The 25,694-nt window shown below is 34.4% G+C and carries 25 protein-coding genes; 3 read left to right on the forward strand and 22 right to left on the reverse strand.

The features are described from left to right. Positions 1-20: 20 nt before the first annotated feature. The 13 genes from ribD to rpsU all read right to left on the reverse strand — a co-directional run bounded on the left by ribD (position 21) and on the right by rpsU (position 15,370). Positions 21-1,130, reverse strand: a complete 1,110-nt coding sequence (gene ribD, locus A9G08_RS03445) for a bifunctional diaminohydroxyphosphoribosylaminopyrimidine deaminase/5-amino-6-(5-phosphoribosylamino)uracil reductase RibD (RefSeq protein ID WP_141673915.1) — start codon at positions 1,128-1,130, stop codon at positions 21-23. A gap of 14 nt (positions 1,131-1,144) precedes the next feature. Further along, entirely contained in the window at positions 1,145-1,597 is a 453-nt protein-coding gene (nrdR, locus tag A9G08_RS03450; protein WP_034882816.1) for a transcriptional regulator NrdR, read from the reverse strand. Positions 1,598-1,751: 154 nt separating this feature from the next. Then, positions 1,752-3,041 carry a threonine synthase gene (gene thrC, locus A9G08_RS03455; RefSeq protein ID WP_065562340.1) on the reverse strand — a complete coding sequence of 430 codons (1,290 nt, stop codon included), beginning with the start codon at positions 3,039-3,041 and terminating at the stop codon, positions 1,752-1,754. A gap of 70 nt (positions 3,042-3,111) precedes the next feature. Then, positions 3,112-4,050 (reverse strand): homoserine kinase, encoded by a 939-nt coding sequence (gene thrB / locus A9G08_RS03460; RefSeq protein WP_065562341.1) that lies wholly within the window; start codon positions 4,048-4,050, stop codon positions 3,112-3,114. Beyond that, positions 4,051-6,507 carry a bifunctional aspartate kinase/homoserine dehydrogenase I gene (thrA, locus tag A9G08_RS03465; protein ID WP_065562342.1) on the reverse strand — a complete coding sequence of 819 codons (2,457 nt, stop codon included), beginning with the start codon at positions 6,505-6,507 and terminating at the stop codon, positions 4,051-4,053. A 318-nt stretch (positions 6,508-6,825) separates the two neighbouring features. Further along, on the reverse strand, positions 6,826-7,155 hold the full coding sequence (locus A9G08_RS03470; RefSeq protein WP_065562343.1) for a hypothetical protein: 330 nt from the start codon (positions 7,153-7,155) through the stop codon (positions 6,826-6,828). 139 nt (positions 7,156-7,294) lie between these two features. Next, entirely contained in the window at positions 7,295-8,047 is a 753-nt protein-coding gene (locus A9G08_RS03475; protein WP_065562344.1) for an SDR family oxidoreductase, read from the reverse strand. A gap of 160 nt (positions 8,048-8,207) precedes the next feature. After that, positions 8,208-8,660 carry a universal stress protein UspA gene (gene uspA / locus A9G08_RS03480; protein WP_065562345.1) on the reverse strand — a complete coding sequence of 151 codons (453 nt, stop codon included), beginning with the start codon at positions 8,658-8,660 and terminating at the stop codon, positions 8,208-8,210. Positions 8,661-8,724: 64 nt separating this feature from the next. Continuing rightward, positions 8,725-10,239, reverse strand: coding sequence for an inorganic phosphate transporter PitA (pitA, locus tag A9G08_RS03485; protein ID WP_065562346.1), 1,515 nt, complete (start codon positions 10,237-10,239; stop codon positions 8,725-8,727). A gap of 68 nt (positions 10,240-10,307) precedes the next feature. Next, complete coding sequence (locus tag A9G08_RS03490) at positions 10,308-11,279, reverse strand: bile acid:sodium symporter family protein (protein ID WP_065562471.1); 972 nt, start codon at positions 11,277-11,279, stop codon at positions 10,308-10,310. 62 nt (positions 11,280-11,341) lie between these two features. Further along, on the reverse strand, positions 11,342-13,180 hold the full coding sequence (gene rpoD / locus A9G08_RS03495; protein ID WP_065562347.1) for an RNA polymerase sigma factor RpoD: 1,839 nt from the start codon (positions 13,178-13,180) through the stop codon (positions 11,342-11,344). 81 nt (positions 13,181-13,261) lie between these two features. Continuing rightward, positions 13,262-15,040: a DNA primase gene (dnaG, locus tag A9G08_RS03500; RefSeq protein ID WP_065562348.1), complete on the reverse strand. Its 1,779-nt coding sequence runs from the start codon at positions 15,038-15,040 to the stop codon at positions 13,262-13,264. 114 nt (positions 15,041-15,154) lie between these two features. Next, entirely contained in the window at positions 15,155-15,370 is a 216-nt protein-coding gene (gene rpsU / locus A9G08_RS03505; RefSeq protein WP_034882800.1) for a 30S ribosomal protein S21, read from the reverse strand. 181 nt (positions 15,371-15,551) lie between these two features. On the opposite strand from rpsU, the gene hemB reads away from it, so the two are divergent. Continuing rightward, entirely contained in the window at positions 15,552-16,568 is a 1,017-nt protein-coding gene (hemB, locus tag A9G08_RS03510; protein ID WP_065562349.1) for a porphobilinogen synthase, read from the forward strand. Between the two features lie 306 nt (positions 16,569-16,874). Then, positions 16,875-17,747, forward strand: coding sequence for a hypothetical protein (locus tag A9G08_RS03515; RefSeq protein ID WP_065562350.1), 873 nt, complete (start codon positions 16,875-16,877; stop codon positions 17,745-17,747). 28 nt (positions 17,748-17,775) lie between these two features. On the opposite strand, the gene nudC is transcribed toward A9G08_RS03515, so the two are convergent. The 6 genes from nudC to epmB all read right to left on the reverse strand — a co-directional run bounded on the left by nudC (position 17,776) and on the right by epmB (position 22,235). Continuing rightward, entirely contained in the window at positions 17,776-18,576 is an 801-nt protein-coding gene (nudC, locus tag A9G08_RS03520) for an NAD(+) diphosphatase (RefSeq protein WP_065562351.1), read from the reverse strand. A 61-nt stretch (positions 18,577-18,637) separates the two neighbouring features. After that, complete coding sequence (gene yidC, locus A9G08_RS03525; RefSeq protein ID WP_065562352.1) at positions 18,638-20,266, reverse strand: membrane protein insertase YidC; 1,629 nt, start codon at positions 20,264-20,266, stop codon at positions 18,638-18,640. Beyond that, complete coding sequence (yidD, locus tag A9G08_RS03530) at positions 20,266-20,586, reverse strand: membrane protein insertion efficiency factor YidD (RefSeq protein WP_081299466.1); 321 nt, start codon at positions 20,584-20,586, stop codon at positions 20,266-20,268. Before yidD ends, yidC begins: the two co-directional genes overlap by 1 nt. Beyond that, a complete protein-coding gene (rnpA, locus tag A9G08_RS03535) occupies positions 20,559-20,909 on the reverse strand; it encodes a ribonuclease P protein component (RefSeq protein WP_065562353.1) in 351 nt (116 codons plus the stop codon). Before rnpA ends, yidD begins: the two co-directional genes overlap by 28 nt. 11 nt (positions 20,910-20,920) lie before the next feature. Then, positions 20,921-21,061, reverse strand: coding sequence for a 50S ribosomal protein L34 (rpmH, locus tag A9G08_RS03540; RefSeq protein ID WP_025314679.1), 141 nt, complete (start codon positions 21,059-21,061; stop codon positions 20,921-20,923). Between the two features lie 148 nt (positions 21,062-21,209). Next, the gene (gene epmB / locus A9G08_RS03545) at positions 21,210-22,235 is read right to left on the reverse strand and encodes an EF-P beta-lysylation protein EpmB (protein WP_065562354.1); all 1,026 of its coding nucleotides are present in this window, start codon (positions 22,233-22,235) and stop codon (positions 21,210-21,212) included. A 32-nt stretch (positions 22,236-22,267) separates the two neighbouring features. Between epmB and efp the strand changes: the two genes are divergently transcribed. Beyond that, entirely contained in the window at positions 22,268-22,834 is a 567-nt protein-coding gene (efp, locus tag A9G08_RS03550; protein WP_034882790.1) for an elongation factor P, read from the forward strand. Between the two features lie 160 nt (positions 22,835-22,994). Here efp and trmL read toward each other — a convergent pair whose 3' ends face one another. The 3 genes from trmL to A9G08_RS03565 are packed head-to-tail and all read right to left on the reverse strand — an operon-like array spanning position 22,995 to position 25,623. Next, positions 22,995-23,480: a tRNA (uridine(34)/cytosine(34)/5-carboxymethylaminomethyluridine(34)-2'-O)-methyltransferase TrmL gene (gene trmL, locus A9G08_RS03555; protein ID WP_141673912.1), complete on the reverse strand. Its 486-nt coding sequence runs from the start codon at positions 23,478-23,480 to the stop codon at positions 22,995-22,997. A gap of 18 nt (positions 23,481-23,498) precedes the next feature. Further along, on the reverse strand, positions 23,499-24,872 hold the full coding sequence (gene cpxA / locus A9G08_RS03560) for an envelope stress sensor histidine kinase CpxA (RefSeq protein ID WP_081299481.1): 1,374 nt from the start codon (positions 24,870-24,872) through the stop codon (positions 23,499-23,501). 31 nt (positions 24,873-24,903) lie between these two features. Further along, positions 24,904-25,623, reverse strand: a complete 720-nt coding sequence (locus A9G08_RS03565) for a response regulator (RefSeq protein WP_065562357.1) — start codon at positions 25,621-25,623, stop codon at positions 24,904-24,906. Positions 25,624-25,694 lie beyond the last annotated feature (71 nt).

Raw genomic sequence — 25,694 nt, forward strand, 5'->3', positions numbered from 1 at the left:
ATATATTTAAATAAAAGTTATCAAAAAACCCCGTTCCTCAACATTATTTTCAGATCATCACCCACCATTTCAACAGATTCAAATCGGAACTGAGGTGCTAACGAAAGTTTTTGTAAGTGAGGTAATACAAACATATCTTGTGCATTATGACCAAGTAATTTAGGTGCATAATAGATGATTAACTCATCCACGAGATTTTGCTCAATTAGCGCACCGGCTAAATGAGATCCAGCTTCAACCCATACAGAATTTATTTGCTGCTTGGCTAATATGGATAATAATTCTAATAAGTCGACTTGATGACTGTTTGATGATTCAATGATAAGTTTTGTATTTGGTGATGATATTAGAACATTTTGCTTTCTAACCAACCAAGTTTCACCAGGCTGATTAAAGATATTTTCATCACCCGTCATTTGATTTTTGCTATCGATTATCACTCGTATAGGTTGACGAATTTCGGTAGAAGGGTAAATTTCTTTAATTGAATTAGGTAATTCATTATATCTAACCGTTAAACTCGCATTATCTTCCTGAACTGTTTTTCTGGTACTTAAGATACAACTTGCCTGAGCTCTATATTGCTGAACATCTTGTCTTGCCGCAACGGAGGTTATCCATTTACTTTCGCCTGATGCCATAGCTATTTTACCATCTAAAGAAACTGCCATTTTTAGTTGTACAAATGGCAAACCTGTTCGCATCCGTTTTAAAAAGCCTTTATTAATGGCTTCGGCTTGATCAGCTAACACGCCAACACAAACTTCAATGCCTGCATCAGTTAATCTCTTTATACCTTGTCCTGCGACATTGGGATTAGGATCCTGCATAGCAATAACAACTCGTTTAATTCCCGATTTAACCAGTGCATCTGCGCAAGGAGGCGTTCTTCCATAATGGCTGCAAGGCTCTAGCGTTACATAAGCCGTAGCATCTTTAGCTTCATCACCAGCCATTTTTAGCGCATAGACTTCTGCATGAGGTAAACCAGCTTTCATATGAAAACCTTTACCAATGATGTGATCATTTTTAACAATGATACAACCGACATTAGGATTAGGGGTAGTAGTGAAGCGACCAAGTTTAGCAAGCTCAATAGCTTGCTGCATATAAAATTGATCTTTATTCATAGTCATAATGAGGATTACTTTTGTTGTAACTTAGCAATTTCATTACTGAATTGTTCAATATCATCAAAGCTAAAATAGACAGATGCGAAACGAATATAGGCAACTTTATCAAGATTTTTAAGCTCTTCAATAACAAAATTACCAATTAATTTGGCCGGTACTTCCCTTTCTCCTGTTGCTCTCAGTTTCGATTTAATTCGAGTAATTGCATCTTCAATTGCATCAAAACTAACAGGGCGTTTTTCTAGTGCTCGTTTTATACCATTGCGGAGTTTATCTTCATTGAAAGGTTCGCGAACTTTATTGCTTTTAATAACATTAGGCATAATTAATTCAGCCACTTCAAATGTCGTAAAACGTTCATTACATTCGACACATTGTCGACGACGACGAACCTGAAACCCTTCACCAACTAAACGAGAATCAATAACTTTTGTATCATCTGCATTACAAAACGGACAGTGCATAAATATATCCTGATAACGTTTTAACTTACATTACAATAGCCGAAATTAGCCATTTAAACAAGTTATCAACAAAGTAATATAAACTAGCTCTATTAATTAACTTATAATTCAAAAAAGCTAAAAACCGTCACCAATCTGGTGACGGGAATTGAATTTACCATGTCAATGAGATTAAGAAATCACGTAATTTATTAAAATCATCAGGCATATGGTGAGAAAGTAAAGGCATATCAGCTCGTTCAGCCAGAGGTTGTGGTAGCGAGATTGATCGGCCAAGGATATCCTCAACTACTTCTTTAAACTTAGCTGGATGAGCTGTACCCAAAAATAAACCATACTCCCCTTCTTGCAACTGGTCTCGTAATGCACGATAAGCAATAGCACCATGAGGCTCGGATAAATATCCTTTTTTATCTAATTCCTTAACCGTTTCTACGGAAACGGAATCAGAAACAGCTGCATGCCCTAATGATTTAAGTACCCAACCTTCTCGTTTATAAATTTCTTCGATTCTTGGCCAGTTGTTTGGCTGACTAACATCCATAGCATTTGATAATGTTGCCACAGTTTTATGGGGTTCCCATATTCCTGTTTCTAAATAACGTGGAACCGTATCATTAGCATTAGTAGCAGCAATAAAGCGTTTAATTGGTAACCCCATCGTTTTAGCTAGTAAACCAGCAGTTAAATCACCAAAATTACCACTTGGTACTGAAATAACTAATTGTTCGCGTTGTTTTGGCGTAAGCTGTGCATAAGCCTCAAAATAATAGCAAATTTGAGCTAAAAGCCGACTGATATTAATCGAGTTAGCTGAGTTTAAACCTATTGTAGTTTTTAGCTCTTCATCATCAAACGCTTTTTTAACTAAAGCTTGGCAGGCATCAAAATCACTTTGAATAGCAATTGTGTGAATGTTATCGCCTAAAGTACAAAATAGTTTTTCTTGTAACGGACTAATTTTACCTTCCGGATATAAAATCACTACACGAATATTGGGTAAGTGATAAAACGCATGGGCGACAGCAGCACCAGTATCACCAGAGGTTGCTGTTAAGATAGTAATCTTTTTATCTGCTGCCACTTGGACTAAAGCCTGAGCCATAAAGCGTCCACCAAAGTCTTTGAATGCTAATGTTGGGCCATGATAAAGTTCTAATGTTCCAATATCATCTTCTACTGATTTAACTGGAGCTGGAAATTGGAATGCGTTTTGCACTAATCGATGCATATCATTATCGCTAATTTCATTGCCAATAAACGCCGATAAAATTTTGGCACTACGTGTTATAAAGTCCATTTTTAAAAGTGCTTCTATTTCTGCAGATGAAAATTTTGGCAATTGTTCTGGAAAAAATAAACCTTGTTCTTTCCCTAAACCTTGTTGTACCGCCTGCGCGAAACTAACTTGCTCTGAATGATCTTTTAAGTTATACAGTTTCATAATGTGTTCCAATTCTTTTATGCTTTAATTGTTTTCTTATTGATTTAATATTATTGTTTTGTTTAATAACTTAAATCTCTCTTGCACCTTGTGGATCTATTTTACAAATATGAGTAAAACCTTCTTCATTTTGTAGATAAGAACTTTTTAACAACGACTCAATCTGCTGCGCAGTTTCAAGGTTGTCGGCCACCACAAACATCGTCGGCCCTGAGCCTGATATACCCGAGGCTAGTGCACCAAGTTGTTTGACCTTTTTTTGTGTTTCATCGAAATTAGGTAGCAATTGTTTACGATAAGGTTCTGCAATATTATCAATCAACATTGCTGCTGCAAGTTTTGGTTGTTTAGTATAACAAGCATGTAAAAAACCACCTACGTAACGACCGTGCGCGACACAATCGGCTTTTTGATATTGAGCTGGTAATATTGCTCGAGCTTCAGCTGTAGAAACTTTAATACCAGGATAAGCCATCACCCAATACCAATTTTCAAAATGAGGTATTGACTCACTTATAATGCCCATTTCGTCGAGAATAAGTTGCATTCCACCTAAATAGCAAGGAGCAACATTATCATAATGCACACTACCAGAAATGCAGCCTTCAAGTTCGCCCATCATGGAGAGCAATTCAAATTTATTAAATGGTTCATTAAAAAACTTATTTAACGCAACAAAAGCACCAACAACAGAGCAAGCGCTTGAACCTAATCCAGAACCAATAGGCATGTTTTTTTCAAGCGTCATTTTTATCGGTAATGTTTTCCCTATGGCTTTACAAAAACGCTGCCAACATTGATAAACAATATTTAATTTGGGATCCTTTGGTAAATTTTTAACAAATTGACCTTGGCTGGTAAAGCTAAACTCAGTTGCAGACTCGATAGTAATACAGTCGCCCAACATCGCACCACTAATTGGATTGATTGCTGCACCTAAAATATCAAAGCCAACACTAATATTTGCCATTGATGCAGGTGCATACACAGTTAATGATTTTTGACTCATTTAGCCTCCAATTTTTCCAGATGTGGTTCGTAAAATATCGGCAAACACACCCGCAGCTGTAACGTCATTACCAGCACCATAACCACGTAATACTAATGGAATTGGTTGATAGTACCTAGTATAAAATGCTAAAGCATTTTCACCATTTTTAACTTTATAAAGTGGATCATCATTATCAACAGATTCTATCTTAACGCTACATTGGTTTCCATCAATACTACCAACATAACGTAACACTTTTCCTTCTTTAGCTGCCTTTTCTGATTTTTCTTTAAACTGAGCGTCTAATTGTGGTAGTTTTGCCATGAATTCATCGATACTACCTTTAGAATATTCAGCTGGTAATACTGACTCAACTTTAATTTGATCAAGTTCTAGTTGTAATCCAGCCTCCCGAGCTAAAATCAATAGCTTTCTTGCGACATCTGTTCCTGATAAGTCATCTCTAGGATCAGGCTCAGTAAAACCTTTTTCTTTCGCTAATTTAGTTGCTTCTGACAATGACATACCTTCGTCTAACTTACCAAAAATGAAAGACAATGATCCAGATAAAATCCCTGAAAACTTGATTAATTCATCACCCGCGTTCAGTAGATTTTGTAAATTTTCTATCACAGGTAAACCTGCACCAACGTTAGTATCATATTGAAATTTTCGCTTACTATTAGCTGCTTCTTGCCGTAAACGATGGTAATAAGCCATCGAACTTGTATTGGCTTTCTTATTTGGCGTTACAACATGAAATCCATTAGCTAAAAAATCGACGTATTTATCTGATACATCGCTACTTGAAGTACAATCGACTAAAATTGGATTGAGGAGCCGGTTATTTTTGGCAAAATCAATAATGCTATTTAGAGTATAATTGGTCTCGCTTTGTTTTATTTGATCGCGCCAATTTGTTAAATCAATACCATCCCGATTAAGTACAGCGTGTTTGGAATTAAATAAACCACAAACACGTAAATCGATTTGTTTGTTTTTAAGCCATTTTTGTTGCCGACCAATTTGATCAACCAATGCACCACCAACACCACCAACACCAATAACAAACACATCTAACATTTTGTCAGTACCAAATAGCATTTGATGCGTCACACGTACACCCATTACGGCAACATCATTATCAACAACGACCGAGATTGAGCGTTCCGATGAGCCTTGAGCAATTGCTACGATATTAATATTGGCTCGGGCTAATGCAGTAAAGAAATTAGCCGATAAACCACGTAAAGTACGCATACCATCACCAACAACTGAGATAATTGCTAATTTTTCGATAACTTCAATTGGTTCAAGTAAGCCATCCTTTAACTCTAAGTAAAATTCTTCACTTAATGCCTCTTCAGCTCGGTAGAGTTCGGTTTGAGGCACACAAAAACTAATACTATATTCAGATGATGATTGCGTAATAAGTACCACAGAAATACCAGCATAAGACATAGCGGAAAAAACACGCGCTGACATACCTACCATGCCTTTTAATCCTGGACCTGATACATTAATCATAGCCATGTTATTTAAATTAGTGATACCTTTTACTGGTGTTGAGCTATCAACAACATTAGCGCCGATTAACGTGCCTGCTGCATCTGGATTATTAGTATTTTTAATTAAACATGGAATTTGAAATTGAGCGATAGGTAAAATTGTTCTTGGATGAAGTACTTTTGCACCAAAATACGATAGTTCCATAGCTTCTTGATAAGACATCGTTTTTAGTAATTTAGCATCAGGCACAATTCGAGGATCACAAGTATAAACTCCGTCAACATCAGTCCAAATTTCGCAGCTGTTGGCACGTAAACACGCTGCTAATACTGAAGCTGAATAATCAGAGCCATTACGGCCAAGAACAACTAATTCTCCTTTTTCATTACCAGCGGTAAACCCTGGCATCAAAATTATATTTTCTGGAGGTATATGCATTTCACTGATTCGATGCGATGACTCGACAATATCAACTGTAGACTCTAGATAGTCCCCCTCAGCAATCAGCATTGCCACAGGGTTAATAACTGTTACAGCATGACCTTTCGCTTTCAGCAATTCTTGCATAATTGCAATCGAAAGTTTTTCACCTCTGCAAATGATACTTGCATTAATACTATCCGGACATTGACCTAATAGCCGAATACCTTCTAATAGTTGTTTAACGTTATTTAACTCATCTAGAGCAAACTTTTTCATTTCTTCATAGGCAAAATTAGGTACCGCTTTCGAAATACCTTCTAGTAAGTCTGCAAAGATTTTTTCAGCATCGTAGATATTAGTTTGGATATCTTGTTTTGCAATGGTTTTTTCAACCATTGCCACTAGATGATTAGTAATTTTAGCTGGTGCAGATAAAACCGTTGCCGTTTGTTCTTGTTTAGCATTATTTTCAATAATCTCTGCTACACGCAAAAAACGTTCTGCGTTGGCAACAGATGTTCCTCCAAATTTTAAAACTTTCATATCACACCTTACTTATTTTTCTAACTTATGCCAATGATAATTCAAAATGCAATTTTTAAAAAATACTGATAAAACTAATATTTTGAATTCTTTTTACTTTAATTTCTATTTAAGAACTTTTTTATTTCACAAAGTAAAAAACCCGCCTTTGGAGGCGGGTTTTTCGATATTTTTAAGGAAAAATCAACCCGCCCTATATTTCATAATAGTGCCGGTGGTACCAATAATGCCTGAAATCATCATTACCATTTTCATTATTTTTCCTTAACTAAACCCTAAACAAAACAGCCCGACATTTTCATGTCAGGCTGTAAATAATTAAAATACCTTTTTGCTGTTTTCGTATTCATTCACTACCTTATTTAAGGCTTGATAGATACTTTCGGCATTTTGTTTTTGTAATGCCTCATCAAGTATGTTGAGATACGATAACATTAATTTTTGATTGTCTTCAGCAAATTGTGGTGAAACTTCCTGATCTTCATATAACATCACATAAGTGCGAGCAAATCCAAAAATTAAAAAGTAAACCGATGCGTTATTCGGATCTTCTTGGATTAATGACCTCATAGCCTTACGTAGTTTTACATACGAATCGGTACCAGGTAAGCTTGTCGCAAATGTTTTTGTTACTTCTGAAAATGTCATTGCTAAAACCTCAATCAAAATCACAAATAAGAAGAATAGCAATCCATTAACATAAGTGCAAGTCTATTTTGTTTTTCAATTCACTTTTTTATTATTTTTTTAAAACCTCGGTATCATATAATGGTAATTTAATTTCACCTTAAACTTCTTTGCAAACTGATAACCCTGCTGAAGCTTGTGCGACCGGCATAATCTCAATTGAATTCACATTAAAATGATTTGGTGTATTAACTAACCATGAGACGGTATTGGCAATATCTTCTGGTGTAATAAAATCCACATCTTTATATACCGCAGCAGCTTTTTCGTCATTACCATGGAATCGGACATTGGAAAACTCTGTTCCTCCACATAATCCGGGTTCGATATTTGTTACTCTGATTTTTTTACCCAATAAATCTGTTCTTAAATTAGCACTAAACTGCTTAACAAATGCTTTTGTTGCACCGTAAACATTTCCACCTTTATACGGATATGTACCGGCTACTGATCCAAGATTAATAATATAACCATAGTTACGCTCTACCATGCCAGGTAATATTTGATATGTTAAATGCACTAATCCAATAACATTGGTTTCAATCATTGTTTCCCAATCATTGTAATCAGCTTCATATGCGGGTGCTAAACCTAAAGCTAATCCTGCATTGTTAATTAATATATCGATAGGCTGAAACTCTTTAGGCAGCTGTAACAAAATTGTTTCAACAGAGTCTTTTTTTGTCACATCAAGAGTTAGCGGTAAAAAATTATTACCTAATTCTTGTGCAAGTTTTTGTAATTCATCAAGTCGTCTGGCTGCACCAATTACTTTATAACCATCAGTAATAAGTTTTCGGCAAATTGCTTTACCAAAGCCAGAAGAAGCACCAGTAACTAAAGCAATATTCATATCCAATCTCCTTCATAATAATTACAAGTGTATACCGATATTGAATGAAAAGAAAAATAGGTGCCAAAATATATACAACTTGTTTGAAAACATAACTATCTAAATTTTAGATAAAAATATATAAAAAAACCCGCTACAAGGCGGGTTCATATCGTATGTTTCATTTAGATGGTTCTTCGGATGGCTCATCATCTTTCAAAGGAACAATCAATGTATCGATATGGGTATTATTAATTAGCTGGCGAGCTGAAGACATTAATTTACTCCAAAAATCTTGGTGATGACCACAAACAACTAGATCTGCCCCATATTCGTGGATAGCTTCAATTAATACTTGTCCAAATTCACCATTACCAGAAAGAGTATGTGCAATTGGATAACCTGCATCATCAGCTAATTTATTTAATGCAATATGGGCATCTTCAGTGATACGATCTTTCATATCATTCATATTAATATCAACTAGGCCTGTATAAAGGTCAGAGTAATTGATGCCCACATGAATGAGTGATATTTGAGCATTATATGGTCTAGCCATTGAGACTGCTTTTTCAACAAGAACTTCACTTTCAGGTGATAAATCCACTGCGACTAAAATGTGTTTATAAGCCATAATATTCACTCCTTCCTATTTTGACGCTCTAATTAAATTAAGATTTTATACTTCCTTTTTACTACTAAATTAATTTTTGAGCAAGCCAAAAAAGTGACCCAGATAACAAAATTGAAATAGGTAAAGTAAGAACCCAGGTTAATGCAATATTTTTAATCGTTTTACTTTGCACTCCTCCACCATCGACAATCATCGTACCGGCAACAGATGAAGAAAGGACTTGTGTTGTCGATACAGGCATTCCTGTATAGCTTGCTATACCAATTGATAACGCTGTAGTAATTTGAGCTGAAACCCCTTGTGCATAAGTCATTCCCTTTTTACCAATCTTTTCACCAATAGTAATAGCTACTCGCCGCCAACCAATCATTGTGCCAACTGCAAGTGCTGAAGCTACTCCGATAATTATCCAAATTGGTGCATATTCAATTGTTTTTAATAAATCATTATTTAATGATTTTAGGTACTGTTTATCTTCTGCTGATACATTTGGTTGTTTAGCAACATGAGATACCGTATCAGATAAACATAATAAAATACGTCTAGTTTGAGAACGTTGATCTACATTAAGCGAACCATAATCGTTAATTTTATTGAACAAATTGTTAGCAATACTTAACGTAGTGAAGGATCGAGAATAATCACAATGATATTTATTTAAATCATTTTCAGGAGTTGCAGTATCAACTGCTGACTGTTTACCAATTACTGTATTGAGATCATCATTATGAGTGATAAAGTACTCTTCAATATTATGAATCGCATTTCTGGTATTGGTAATTTCATAAGTTGATGCCCCCATGTTAACAATAAAACCAGCGGGTGCAATGCCCATCAATACTAACATCAATAAACCAATACCTTTTTGCCCATCATTTGCGCCATGCGAGAAACTTACACCAGCGGCTGAAATAATAAGCATAATCCGAATCCAAAATGGCGGTTTCTTTTTACCATATAGCTTTTCACGCTGTTCTGGTGTCATAAAAATTCGTTCTCTTTTTTTACTACGTTTTTTACCTTGACCTTTACGGGTCCAATATTTTCGTAATAAAAAAATCATTAATCCAGCAATAACAAGACCAACAATTGGTGAAATGATTAATGATAGAAAGATTTGTATCATTTTTGGAATATTAAGTGCATCAATGATTGATGTATCCATAATAAATGCATTGGCCAATGCAACACCAATAATTGCACCAATTAAAGTATGAGAACTAGAAGCAGGAATACCTACATACCAAGTACCCAAATTCCAAATGATAGCAGCAAATAAAATTGAAAAGACCATTGCAAGTCCATGAGAAGAACTTACATTAAGTAATAAATCAGTAGGTAAAAGGTGAACGATTGCATAAGCAACACTAAGCCCGCCAAGTAATACCCCAAAAAAGTTAAACATACCAGCCATAAAAACAGCGAGCTGTTCTTTTAATGCTCTAGTATATATTACTGTCGCAACAGCATTTGCGGTATCATGAAATCCATTAATTGCCTCATAAAAAAGAACAAAAAATAGCGCTAAAACTAGTAATATAATCGTAGAAAATTCTAAATCAGCAAATAGATGAAACATAATATATCTTTCTGTTGTTAATAGCGCTTCTATTATCCTTGAGAATAACCCAATGAGCAAAACAATTTTTATATTTTTCTTTTCGCGTAATGAGAAGCTAAAACAGCGCAGATCATTAATTGTACTTGATGGAAAATCATTAGCGGTAAAATTATTATGCCTGTTATAGACATAGGAAAAATTACACTAGCCATTGGAATACCACTCGCTAAACTTTTTTTAGAGCCACAAAATACAATAGTAATTTCATCCTCTTTGTTAAAACCCAAGAATCTCGAGCTATAAGTCGTAATTAATAACACAATAGTTAATAAGATGATTGAATACACAATGATTTCTAAAAGAGATAAAAAGCTGACTTTCGACCAAATACCATTAACCACTGCATCACTAAAAGCCACATAAACAACTAATAATATCGATATACGATCGGTCTTAGAAATTACACCTTTATATTTATCTACCCATTTACCAATAAAACGTCTTGATAAATGACCGACAATAAATGGCACCATCAGTTTAAGCATAATAGATTCAATGGCATCTAATATATTCATTGAAGCAGCAGCTTGAGTATGAATTAATAATCCAACTAATACCGGTGTGATAAAGACACCTAATAGGGTCGATGCAGAAGCACTACAGATTGCAGCAGCAACATTGCCTTTTGCAATTGATGTAAAGGCAATGGCTGACTGAACGGTAGCTGGTAGGACACAAAGATATACAAAGCCTAAATAAAGATCTTCTGATAAAAAAGTTGGAACCAGTACCTGCATCATCACCCCTAAAATAGGGAATACTACAAAGGTAGTAGTAAATATCAACAGATGCAATCGCCAATTTTTTATACCAACAATTATCGCATCAAACGACAGTTTTGCACCATGCATAAAAAACAATAGACCAATAGCAAAAGTTGTAAGATTCTCAAATAACACTTTTGCTTGTCCTTTACATGGAAAAATACTTGCTGTAGTCACAACGCAAATCAAAGTCAGCAAGAATGGATCAATTTTAAATCGTTGAAGTATATTCATGACATTAGCTTGATAAGTTAAAAAAATCGCCACATAAGTGGCGATTTAGCTAAAGTTATAATTTATTCCAAGAAACTTCTAAGAACATCAGATCGGCTAGGATGACGTAATTTACGTAATGCTTTAGCCTCAATTTGACGGATACGTTCACGCGTTACATCAAATTGTTTACCTACTTCTTCAAGAGTATGGTCTGTATTCATATCAATACCAAATCGCATACGTAAGACTTTTGCTTCACGTGGTGTTAGACCAGATAAAATATCACGTGTTGCACTACGTAAACTTTCCGATGTAGCTGCATCTAGTGGTTGCTCAAGTGCAGTATCCTCAATAAAATCACCTAAGTGTGAATCTTCATCATCACCGACTGGTGTTTCCATTGAAATTGGTTCTTTTGCGATTTTTAGTACTTTACGAATTTTCTCTTCAGGCATTTGCATGCGGTCAGATAACTCTTCTGGTGTTGGTTCACGCCCAATTTCCTGAAGCATTTGACGAGAAATACGATTTAGTTTATTAATTGTCTCAATCATATGCACAGGGATACGAATTGTTCTTGCTTGGTCAGCAATTGAACGAGTGATCGCTTGTCTAATCCACCACGTTGCATAGGTTGAGAATTTATACCCTCGGCGATATTCAAACTTATCAACCGCTTTCATCAATCCAATATTACCTTCTTGAATAAGGTCCAGGAACTGTAAACCACGATTAGTATACTTTTTAGCAATAGAGATAACTAAACGTAAGTTTGCTTCAACCATCTCTTTCTTGGCTCGACGAGCTTTAGCTTCACCAATAGACATTCTTCTATTAATATCTTTGATTTGTTCGATAGAAAGATTAGTTTCTGTTTCAATTTGCTGTAAAGCTTTAATTTGCTCTTCAATTGATGATTCAAATTCTTTTAATTTAGCAGCAAATGCACCTTTACCAGTACTCGCTTTTTTATACCAGTCCATGCTATTTTCATTGCCAGTAAAATGAGTCATAAACTGTTTTTTCGGCATTTTACATTGTTCAACACAAATTCGCATAATAATACGCTCATGAGATCTTACTCGATCCATCATGCTTCTCATATTATTAACAAGAATATCAAACTGCTTGCCAACTAATCGGAATTGTTTGAAAACTTCAGATAGATTTTCAATTTCTTGTTGTGCTTTTTTATGAGCACGTCCATATTTTTTAATTGCAGCAGAAGTTTTATCATGTTGCTCTTGTAATTCAGCAAATTTCGCTTTTGCTACTTCTGGATCGATAGAGACATCATCATCAGCTGAAGAATCGCTTTCTTCTTCACTTTCATCATCACTATCGTCAATATCAATCTCTTCTTCACCGTCTTCCAATTCTTCAGGAAGTTCTTCTTCTGACTCTTCAGCATTCGGATCGACAAAACCAGTAATAAGGTCGGACAAGCGAACTTCGCCGCTTTCGATTAAATTATATTGTTCTAAGAGATAAGTAATGGCTTCTGGATATTCAGATACTGAGGTTTGAACTTGATTAATCCCATCTTCAATACGTTTTGCGATATCAATTTCGCCTTCACGGGTTAATAGTTCAACCGCACCCATTTCACGCATATACATACGTACTGGGTCAGTAGTTCGACCTATTTCTGATTCTACATTAGATAAAACTAATGCTGTTGCTGCTTCAACTGCCTCTTCATCTGGAACATTATCTGAAAGTAATAATTCATCTGAGTCTGGAGCTTCTTCAAGTACTTGAATCCCCATATCATTGATCATTTGGATAATATCTTCAATCTGATCTGAATCAATGATTTCTTCAGGCAAGTGATCATTGACGTCAGCATAGGTCAGGTATCCCAGCTCCTTACCCCGTATAATTAGGAGTTTTAACTGTGATTGAGAATTTTGCTCCATAAAGTATCACCATTTAGTTATTCGGTCATGTGTATTATATGTGCAGAATAAAAAGTATTTTTCTACACATACCCTATATATTTAGTCTTTTTTTGATAAAACAAGTATTAGTGTCGCTAATTCTTTTTTCTCTGCGGTACTCAATCCGGAGACTCTCTCTTTTGCGATCAGTTCATCTTGCCTTTGGGCGAGTATATTATCATATAACTCTTTTAAAGTATTAGAAAAAATTGATTCTATTTCATCATCTTGGTAATGGTACTCCCAGGTTGCTAAACGAGTTAGCTGTTTATAATATGGTCGGTTAATACATTCAGTTAATATTTGTGCTGTAGTTATATTTGGATATTGTTGGCATAATTCAAGTAGTTCAATAAATATATCAATTCCCGCTAAGTTAACTTGCCTCATAACGTTAATATCAGATACCATCTTAGCTAGATTTGGATATTGAAGTAACAAACCAATTAAAATCCGCATAGTGGTCAATTTCATTTTTGGCACAGGTGCTGAATCAATAGTTCTATTTTCGCTTATATTATTATTCGCGATTAATTGTTCAATTTGGGATAGATCCAATAGCCCCAAATAACGCCCTAATTTTTGAAGTAAATTAAGTCTAAATACTTTTGCTTTTACCTGTTCAAGTAAAGGAATAGCAAGTGAACTCAATTTAGCTTTACCTTCAGCTGATTTTAAATCGACCTGTTTTAATAACTCATCGAACAAAAATTCAGATAAGTTAGGCGCCTTTTTTATGTAATCTTCAAAGCCATCTTTTCCGACTTTACGCACGTAACTATCTGGATCTTCATCTTGTGGTAAAAAAGCAAAAGTTATATTTTTACCATCAATCAAACAAGGTAGTAATACATTAAGCGCTCGCCATGCAGCATTTCGCCCGGCTTTATCACCATCGTAACAAAATATTACGGAATCTGTTGCTCTAAATAGAAGCTTAATATGCTCTTCTGATGTTGCTGTTCCTAAAGCAGCTACAGCGTAATCAATACCGTACTGTGCAAGAGAAACAACATCCATATAACCTTCAACAATTATTAATTGCTTTAAATTACGATTAGTTTCTTGAGCTTCATAAAGTCCATATAATTGAAAACCTTTATGAAAAATAGGAGTTTCAGGTGAATTTAGATATTTCGCCGACTCATTGAAGATCGTCCTTCCACCAAAAGCGATAACATTACCTTGTCTATCGCGAATCGGGAACATGATACGCCCACGAAAGCGATCATATCGATTACCTATATCGTTATTGACAGACATCCCTGCCTTGTCATATAGCACCACTTCATTTTCAGTCTTAACTATATTTTGAAAAGTTAGTTGTTTTGAATTAGGTGCATAACCGATTTTATACCTAGCTATAATCTCTGCGTTTAATCCGCGTTGTTCAAGATACTTTTGAGCATCTACCGAAGTCGATAATGCTAATTGCTGCTGGTAGAAATCAGTTATTTTAGACATCAATGAATAAAGATCTCGACGAACATTACGAGATTCAATTTGCTTTGATGCATCAGCTTGATTATTTTCGTTATCCGTGTATGGAACACGGATTCCTTGCATACTAGCTATCTCTTCAATTGCCTCAGGAAAAGACAATCGCTCATATTGCATCAAAAAATTTACTGCAGATCCAGTAGCGCCACATCCAAAACAATAGTAAATCTGCTTTTTTTCGCTTAATGAGAAAGAAGCGGTTTTCTCATCATGAAAAGGACAACAACCAAAATAGTTATTTCCTTTTTTTTTCATTTTAACGCGCTTACCTATCACATCAAGGATATTTGTGCGGGCAAGCAAATCTAAAATAAAATCGCGAGGAATAAGACCTTTCATGATAAAATTCAACCATTTATGGCATTACACAAAGACAACAAGCCGTAGTAAAAGTACGGCTTGTTAAAATTTTTATATTAAAAAAATAAATAAATTAAATTTTCAGTATAAATATTAATATAGACGAGTGCGACGAGCGTTTTCTCTTTCTAATTTCTTAGCGTGGCGTTTAACAGCAGCTGCTTTTGCGCGTTTACGAATAGTTGTTGGTTTTTCGTAAAATTCACGGTTACGAACTTCAGCTAAAACTCCTGCTTTTTCGCAAGAACGTTTAAAACGACGTAATGCTACATCGAAAGGTTCATTTTCACGTACTTTAATTACTGGCATGTGCCTCTCACCTCAAATTTGGTTAATATCACAAGGGACTAAAAATTAGTGCGCAATTTTACCTCTAAATCATATAAGTTGTAAAGTAAAATATCGTATAATTACGACATAACAAATTATTTGCTAATCTTACTTTTGAGTCAGATAATAAGACCGTTTAATCAAAAATATAGGTATTTATATGTCATCAGTCTTTACCGGTCAATATCCCCAAAGACGATTACGTCGTAATCGTGCTCATGATTTTAGTCGTCGCCTAGTTGCAGAAAATCGTTTAACAGTTGATGATTTGATTTATCCAGTATTTATCGTTGAAGGGAAAAACATTATTCAATCTGTAACATCAATGCCCAATGTTAAAAGAATGAGCGTTGATGTATTAGTGAAAGAGGCAGAGCAAGTTGCCAAATTAGGCATTCCTATATTGTCTTTGTTTCCTGCTATTGAGCCTTCTCAAAAATCACTGTTAGCTGAAGAAGCTTATAACGAAAATGGATTAGTTCCTAAAGCAATTAGGGCACTAAAAAAAGAGTTACCAGAACTCGGAATTTTAAGTGATGTTGCACTCGATCCTTATACCACTCATGGCCAAGACGGTATTATTGATGATAGTGGTTATGTTTTAAATGATACATCTGTTAGTACTTTGGTTAAACAAGCATTAGTTCAAGCTCAAGCAGGTTCTGATATTATTGCACCCAGTGACATGATGGATGGTCGAATTGGCGCAATTCGTAATGGGCTAGAATCACATGATTTTATTAATACGCAAATAATGGCTTATTCAGCAAAATATGCCTCTAGCTTTTATGGACCATTTCGTGATGCTGTAGGTTCAGCAAAAAACATTAAAGGTGGTAATAAAAAAACCTATCAACTTGATCCGGCCAACGCTAATGAAGCATTACAAGAAATTTACCAAGATTTAAGTGAAGGTGCTGACATGGTAATGGTTAAGCCTGGGTTGCCTTACCTAGATATTGTTCGTAAAGTAAAAGACACTTTTGCGGTACCGACCTTTGCCTATCAAGTATCTGGAGAATATGCAATGTTGATGGCCGCAATTGGAAACGGTTGGTTAGATGAAAAATCTGTCATCATGGAATCATTACTCTGTTTTAAACGCGCGGGTGCAGATGGGGTTTTAACCTATTTTGCCAAACAAATAGCTCAATGGCTCAATAACCCAGAGCATTGATGGTTTTATCTGATTCATATCAATCGGCAACTTATCGCAGATTGATATGATCAATATTTAAATTTTCTTACCTCATCATTTTTTTCGAAGTAATCTGTTAATTTAAAAATAATAATTCTGACGAAAACTATATCTTTGACCTCCAATTTGCTAATATTTGTAAAGCTTATCTATAAGAAACGAATACAAATGAAATTCAAATTTATGCTCTAAACAGACTAAGATTGCAATAAAATACTGAAGTTGATTAAGCTTTTTTATTAGATATAAATAAAACTCTAACTCTAACATTAAGAGACTAATATTATGAAAAATTATATCTATCTATTCTTTTTGACTATTTTTTTATTAACGGGATGTGATAATCAAAAAAAGGCAGAAACAAATGCCGCCTCTAGTACAAGCAAAAATCAAGAGGCCCAAACTGAGAATAATGCTGTAAACAAAAATATAAATAATGAATTTAAATCCCAATCATCAATATTGGTAAGTAATAGTTATCTTTTTCATACCGAACCAGAACTCCTACCTCATAAAAAACTGATCAAACACCAAAAAATCCAAGGACCGACAGAAAAAACGATCAATTATAATGCTCAAGGTTATGTACAGAATTATGATCTTGAAGGTTTATATGGCGAAATAAACTATGATACAGCCAAATATATTTATGGCATGAAAGATGTTAGGAATAATTACGATGTTTCTTTTGACGATTCAAAAAATATTATTGGTATGAAAGATGATAATGGTGACATTGTTGCCATTAATGAATTTGATGAACAAGGTCATTTAGTTGAAACAACCTTATCCAACTTTGCCGATAATAATATTGTTTTTAATAGTAAAATTATTTATAACGGCGATCTGGTTGAACAAGTTTTATATAATGCTTATATAAAATCAGATGAACGAACTAAACTGCCCGTTTTAGTGAGAGAGAAAGATATAGTTTATAACACTAATAATCAGCTCGAAAAAACAATTACTAGAACATATAAATTATCAGCAAAAGGTAATGTAATCATCAATGATAAAAATGAACAAGAGTTAGAATCAACTGAGACTTGTACCTATTTCGCTTATAACGAAAATAACGACTGGACTAAAGCTGTTTGTGAAACAGTAGGAGAAGGTTCAAGTAAAATTGATTTAACCAGAACCATTGAATATTTATAAATTGTTAATTAAGTGAATATGATGAATTTTACTCACCAAACTCATCATATTCACGACAAAGTATAATTGTATCTTCAATCAAACGTCTTGCTATCGTGCCATATTCGGGTATTTTAGGTAATTGAGAATAATGATACCAATTTGCCTCGACTAACTCATTTTTATCGATAGTAATTTCACCACTCTCATAATCAGCTAAATAGGCCATCATCATGGAGTTAGGAAACGGCCAAGGTTGTGAACCAATATAACGAATATTTTTAATTTTTATTTTTGACTCTTCGTACACTTCTCGGGCAACCGTCATTTCCATTGTTTCACCAATCTCTGTAAAACCAGCTAAAACGGTATATAAATTTTCTTGATTATGCCTAACATGCTTTGCCAATAAAATTTTATTTTTATCTCGAATAGCAACGATAATTGAAGGGGAAATTTGTGGGTAATAACGTTGGTGACAATTACTGCATAAACAACACCACTCTGTTTTACTAATATGCATCTCATGACCACAATAACCACAATATTTATGAGAACGATAAAACTCAGACAATTGTACCGCCCTGCCAGCCATATTAAATAATGATTGATCAGCATTATTAAGTAAGGGGCGAATCGTTGACATAGAGTTTTTCATTTCTTGGCAAATCAACCAAGCGGTTTGCCCATTCCACTCACCAATTGGTTGAGCTAGTTTGTTGGTAAAACCTAATTCACTAGCAATACCATGAGGAACTTCGCCATTTGGCAACCATAATCGCCCATTTTGACTAACAAACCAATAACCTTTTTCGTTACCAATTAAATTAAATTGTTGTTGTATATTCATCACATCAATACCAAAAAATAACTATTAAAAAGGAGGATCTTAATCCTCCTTTTTGGCAATACTATTTCTTTTTCTTTTCGTGTAGACCTTTTTTCTCAAGCTCCCAGTAAATTATACGTTGCTGAGCAATCGTAAATAAATTACTTACAATATAGTATAAAACTAAACCTGATGGGAACCATAAGAAGAATACCGTAAAGATTAATGGCATATAAGTCATTAATTTTTGTTGTAAAGGATCGGTAACCGGTGTTGGTGACATCTTCTGAATTAAGAACATAGTTGCACCCATTAACAATGGGAAAACATAATATGGATCTTGTGCAGATAAGTCATGGATCCAAAGAGCGAATGGAGCATGACGTAGCTCAACCGTATTACCTAACATGTAAAATAATGACAAGAAGATAGGCATTTGAATCAATAATGGTAAACAACCACCAAGAGGATTAACTTTCTCTTGTTTATAAAGTGCCATTGTTTCCATACTCATTTTTTGTCTATCATCACCATAACGCTCTTTTAATGCTTGTAAACGAGGTTGCAATAACTTCATTTTAGCCATTGAACGATATTGTGCTCGTGTTAATGGGAATAAAATACCACGCACAATAAAAGTGATCACAATGATCGAAAAGCCCCAGTTTCCAATAAAACTATGGATAAATTTCAATAAGTAAAAGAGTGGTTGAGATAAGAACCATAACCAACCATAGTCAACGATTAAATCAAGATGATTAGCTGTTTCTTTTAATTCACTTTGAATTTCAGGACCTAACCATAATTTGGCATTAATTAATTTCGTTTCACCTGGTTGAATAACTGTTGTTTCACCTTTAAAACCAATTGTTGCTTGTGAATTGTTAGCTGTTGCACGTGAATAGAATAAATTATTTTGTTCCTGCGTAGGAATCCAAGCTGAAGCAAAATAGTGTTGCAACATAGCAATCCAGCCAGTTTCAGTTTTGACTTCTAAAGCATCATCTTTGATATCACTGAAACTATATTTACTATAATTAGTGTTGGCACTGGAATAAGCTGTACCGCGAAATGCGCTTAGTCCTAATCCGCCACCGCCTTCAGTAACGGCATCTTTAGGGAGTTCAATAGTCTGCTTCAACTGACCATACATTGATACTTCTAACGGACTTTGGGTTTGATTGTTCACGTCATACTGTACATCAACAGCATAATTACCACGATGTAAGATGTAATATTTAGTATAAGTTACACCATTAACTTGATAGGTAAATGGAACCTTCAACTCATCTTGACCATCAGCTAAAACATATTCAGATTGATCAGTTTGATATAATGGTCTTTTTGAGCCTTGAGTTGCATTGTCTGGACCATCTTTACCTGTTAACCCACTTTCAGCAATGTAAATAAAATCAGGTTTAGAAGTAAGTAGTTGGAAAGGTGTACCTGAATGAAGAGACTGCTCATATTTCAACAATTGAGCAGATTGCACATCGCCACCATAGGTATTAACCGTTAATGACAATACATCAGATTTTATTATGATAGTTTTACCTTGCACTGAATCCGCTGTTGAACTATCTTCACCTATTTGTTGTGTTAATTGGTTAGCAACTGGGGGTTTTGGTGCATGATCATCTACCCACGCTTTCCAAATCAGGAAAGAAACGAAAAGTAAAGCAATGACTAATATATTACGTTGAGATCCCATTAGTGTTTTTCTCTATTGGTTTTAGTTTTCTTAGGAGGAACAAAATCTTCACCTCCTTCATGTAAAGGGTGACATTTTAATACACGTTTGACCGTTAGCCAACCACCTTTTATCAATCCGAATCGCCTTAATGCGATTATGGCATACTGTGAACAGCTGGGAGTAAAGCGACATTTAGGACCAAATAACGGACTAATGATACGTTGATATAAACTAATAACAAAAACAAAAACATTAATAATCAAAGCCTTAACCGCATAAACATGCTGTTTGACAATTAATATTAATTTACTTAGTTTTTTTTGATGATTTGCTGACATAGTTTATCTAATGTCTCAACTAATTGTTGATTATTCAATTGTATAACAGGCTGTTTAGCCATCAAAATAAAATCGATATTAGGAAACTGATGTTGGTTGTGACGAAAATATTCTTTGACTAACCGTTTAATACGATTACGCTCATGGGCTCTTTTAACCTGTTTTTTAGCTATAGCAAAGCCTAATCTGGGATGACTTAGATTATTTTTACGTGTAACTAGAGTCAGGAAAGGCGAACCTGCACGAATAGATTCTTGAAATACATGATTAAAATCAAAGGGAGTTAACAAGCGTAACTCCCGAGGAAAAGTGAGTTTAGTCACTCAACTTTAAATTAGCTAGCAACAGTTAAACGAACACGGCCTTTAGCGCGACGGCGAGCAAGAACTTGACGACCGTTTTTAGTAGCCATACGAGCACGGAAACCGTGAGTTCTATTGCGTTTTAATACTGATGGTTGAAATGTGCGTTTCATGACGATTTATATCCAAATCTAATTTATCAACAAGTTGTAGAGTATAAACTCCACAGCATTAATTAAAGAGGTCCGAATTATAGAGTCTATTTTATTTTTCGTCAACGGGATTTTGAAACATAAATTGTAAGGACCTTTTCAAATTTCATTAATCACTAATAGCTAAAACTCGCTTACTTGCTTCACCACCAACTTCACGCGCTAATTTTGGAACTAAATAACCCGATAGTTTTTTTGTCAATTGCCGCATGATTTTTTTGGCCTCATCATCATCGACTAAAAAATGAGCCGCACCTTGTACTTTATCTAATAAATGGATGTAATAAGGTAAAATACCAATTGAAAATAACTTATTACTTAACTTCGCTAGCACATCAGCATCATCATTAATATTTTTTAATAAAACACTCTGATTTAGTACTGTTACCTCACTTTTCTTTAAATCTTTGATGGCATGAGCTACATTATTATCAATTTCATTCGGATGATTAATATGGGTAACTAACACAACTTGTAAACGTGTTTTTGCAAATAATCGACACAACTCAGAAGTAATACGATTAGGTATCACCACCGCTAAACGACTATGAATACGTAAACGCTTAATATGACGAAATTTCTCTAATTCAGCTATTAAAAAAGCTATTTCATGATCTTTTGCCATTAAAGGATCGCCCCCCGAAAGAATAATTTCATCAAGTTCGGTATGCTGTGCAATATACTCTAATGCGATACTAATATTCTTTTTGTTACTTTGATTATCATGATAAGGAAAATGTCGCCTAAAACAATAACGGCAATTAATCGCACAAGCAGTTTTAGTCATTAATAATGCGCGATTATGATATTTATGTAGTAATCCTGGAATATTGTTATGTTGCTCATCAAGAGGATCTTTAGTAAAACCCTGTACGTTTATTAATTCCTGTTCATCACAAAGTACTTGAAGCAGTAAAGGATCTTGAGGATCACCTTTTTTCATTCGATTTATAAAAGCCATAGGCACACGAAGTGGAAATTGTTTTCTTGCCTGTAACATGGGTAAAGAAATTTCCTCAGAATCTAAATCCAGACAATGATAAAGCTTTTTGATATCTGTCACTACATTAGCGAGATCAAAAATCCACTCATCTTTATTTGGTTGTTCAACATTTTGCTGTATAATATGGCTCATTTTTGTAATTCAGAATGATAGTTGGAGCTTTTATGGCATCTTATAGTACTAATGAGTTTAAAGCTGGTCTTAAAATAATGCAAGATGGCGAGCCGTGTGTAATTGTTGAAAATGAATTTTACAAGCCAGGTAAAGGACAAGCAATTAACCGTGTAAAAATTAAAAAATTACTTTCTGGTAAAACTGTTGATAAAACATTTAAATCAGGAGAATCTGTTGAAGCGGCTGATGTCGTTGATATGAACTTAACTTATCTTTATACCGATGGTGAGTTTTGGCATTTTATGAATAATGATACATTTGAACAACTTTCTGCTGATGCAAAAGCTGTAGGTGACAATGCTAAATGGCTAGTCGATCAAGCGGAATGTATTTTAACCTTATGGAATGGTCAACCAATTGCTGTTACTCCACCAAACTTTGTTGAATTAGAAGTTATTGAAACTGATCCAGGATTAAAAGGTGATACAGCGGGAACTGGTGGTAAACCAGCTACATTATCAACTGGTGCAGTTGTACGTGTTCCTTTATTTGTGCAAATTGGTGAAGTACTTAAAGTTGATACACGTTCAGGTGAATACGTTTCTCGCGTTAAATAGTAATTCATCAAAATAATTATTTAAATAATGAGGTCGATATGACCTCTTTTTTTAAGTAAAAAAATTTAAGTTAAATTTTTGAGTTGAGGAACGGGGTTTTTGAGTTAAACATCTGCAAAAATTTTTCATTTATTTGGTAATTAAAAATCAAAATTTAAATTTATTTAGCCCCGATATAATTAAGCTGTCGCCATGACTCATAAACAACTACTGCAACTGAATTAGACAGATTCATACTTCGGCTATTAGCAACCATTGGAATCCGAATTTTTCTATCTTGCGGCAATGCATCAAGAATTTTTGCTGGTAAACCTCTCGTTTCTGGGCCAAACATCAAAAAGTCAGCTGATTTATAATTTACTTCACTGTGTGGTTTTTGACCTTTTGTCGTTAAGGCATAAACTTGAGAAGCTAAATCAAGTTGGTTCTCATCTAAAAAGCACTCAATATTTTTATAACGTTTTACATCAACAAATTCTTGATAATCTAATCCTGCTCGTCTCAATTTTTTATCATCCCAATAAAATCCCATTGGCTCAATAATATGTAAATTAAAACCAGTGTTAGCACACAAACGAATGATATTACCAGTATTAGCAGGAATTTCAGGTTCAAATAAAACAATATTTAAAGATGCATCTGACACAATTATTTCTCTTAGCTGTTAATATTTTTGAAGAGGTAATACTATCACAATTCTAAGTCCACCTAAGTGGCTTTTCTCTGCTTTAACAGTGCCATTATCTCGAGTAATAGCGTTAGAAACAATGGCTAAACCTAAACCTGTGCCACCTGACTCACGATCACGAGCTTCATTAGTACGATAAAACGGTCTGAATATTTGCTCTAACTCACTATCAGCAACACCTGGCCCATCATCATCAATAGTGATAATTGCAGTTTGTTGTTGAATAACAAAATTAACATCAATTCGCTGATTTGAATAACGAAATGCATTCCTTACTACATTTTCAAGCGCGCTACATAACGCCGTTGGATAACACAAAATTGTATTATTAGTTGGGGGAGTAAGAATTGAAAATTGTTTTGAAATTTGATTAGCTTCAAAAGTCGCATTATCTAAAACATTTTTAAATAATTCATCTAACTGTTTATATTCACGAATTTCGTTATTATCATGCTGATTCCTTGCTAATGACAATAAATCACCAATCATTGAATCAAGCTTTATCGCTTCATCACTTATTCGTAAAACTTCGTTACTTTCACCTTGTTTACGACGTAGCAGTGAAGTTGCTAATTGCAATCGAGTTAATGGTGTCCGCAATTCGTGAGAAATATCAGAAAACAATTGTTGCTGTAACTCTTGCATCCTTTTCAACTCTCTAAGCATGCGGTTAAAACTTGCCCCCACTGCTTTATATTCATACGATCCAACTTTTTCGAGTTCAGGCCACTGTTGTAGATTACCTTTGGCTACTTGCTCAGCAGCCAACCGCAATCCACGTGCTGGCCTAGCAATACTCCAAGATAGCCACAACAAGAATGGTGTACTTGCCAACATGGTTAATGTCAAAAGCAAGAAAGGATGATCAAATATTAAATTAACAAATTGAGACTGAATATCCGATGCAGGTTGTAATAAAAATAATTGATAGTCTTCATTAGCATAATGAAGCAAGAAAGGACCAATAATTTCTTGGTTATCATAGATTTTCTTAGCTGGATCATCAACATCGTGGGATTTTTCACTAAAACTTTTTACTAAATCAATATTATTAGTATCTGCTGTGATAATTTGTTGATTGGGTGTAACAATAAATAATAGTTGCCCAGCCTTTTGATGATTATCCATTACAACAATGAATCTCATCCACCAACGGAAACTATCTTTAGGAATCTTGGTTAAATCTTTTTCAATTTCTTTAGCCAGTAGATTGCCACTTTCTTTATCTTTATTGGCTAAATAGGTTAAATTTCGGGAGTCTAGCTTTGGCAAGGCCATTACCAGAATAAGAAAAAAAGCAATAGTAAGTAAGAATATTGTGAAAATTCTAATTGTTAGGCGATCAAAGATCCACATATATTCTTACCATATAAAGAAATAGCTAGTTTTGTAATACATCATCATTTTGATCTACAACAAACAGATATCCTTTTGAACGTAATGTTTTAATCCATGGTAAACCATCGCTACGAGGAGGAAGTTTTTTACGCAAATTAGAAACATGAACATCAATTGAACGAGCTAAAGGTAAAAATTCTTTACCTAATACGTTTTCGCTTAAATCATCTCTTGAAATGATTTTTCCAGCATTTTCAAGAAGTTGTAATAATATTTGAAATTCAGTACCCGTTAATTCAATATATTTATCATCAAATGAGACAGATTGCTGTTTTCGATTAACGGTAAGTTTATCAATGGTATATTGAACTGACTTCTCACCAGAAGTTACAGCCATATTATCCCAACGTTTCCTACGTAATAATGCGTTGATTCGAGCAATAAGCTCCCGATCATTAAACGGCTTTAAGATATAATCATCAGCACCAAGCTCAAGCCCAATAATTTTATCAAATTCGTTATCTTTAGCTGTTAAGAAAATTACTGGAACAGTATATTTATTTCTTAGTTGAGATAATACACTTAACCCATTCATTTCTGGCATCATAATATCAAGTAAAATAAGATCAATGCTATCATCAAATTTATCTAAAGCCTGAACACCATTATTAGCTATTACGACTTCAAACCCTTCTAATTCTAATAATTCACATAACATTGAGGCAATTTCTGGATCATCATCAACTACGAGCAATTTGTTCATTACTACCCTCATTAATTAAGAAATTTATAATTTTTCTATTGGTTTTTTATTATTGTAAATTTATTTTATAT

This window comes from Gilliamella sp. wkB195, assembly GCF_001690445.1.
GTDB classification, from domain to species: Bacteria; Pseudomonadota; Gammaproteobacteria; order Enterobacterales; family Orbaceae; genus Gilliamella; species Gilliamella apicola_E.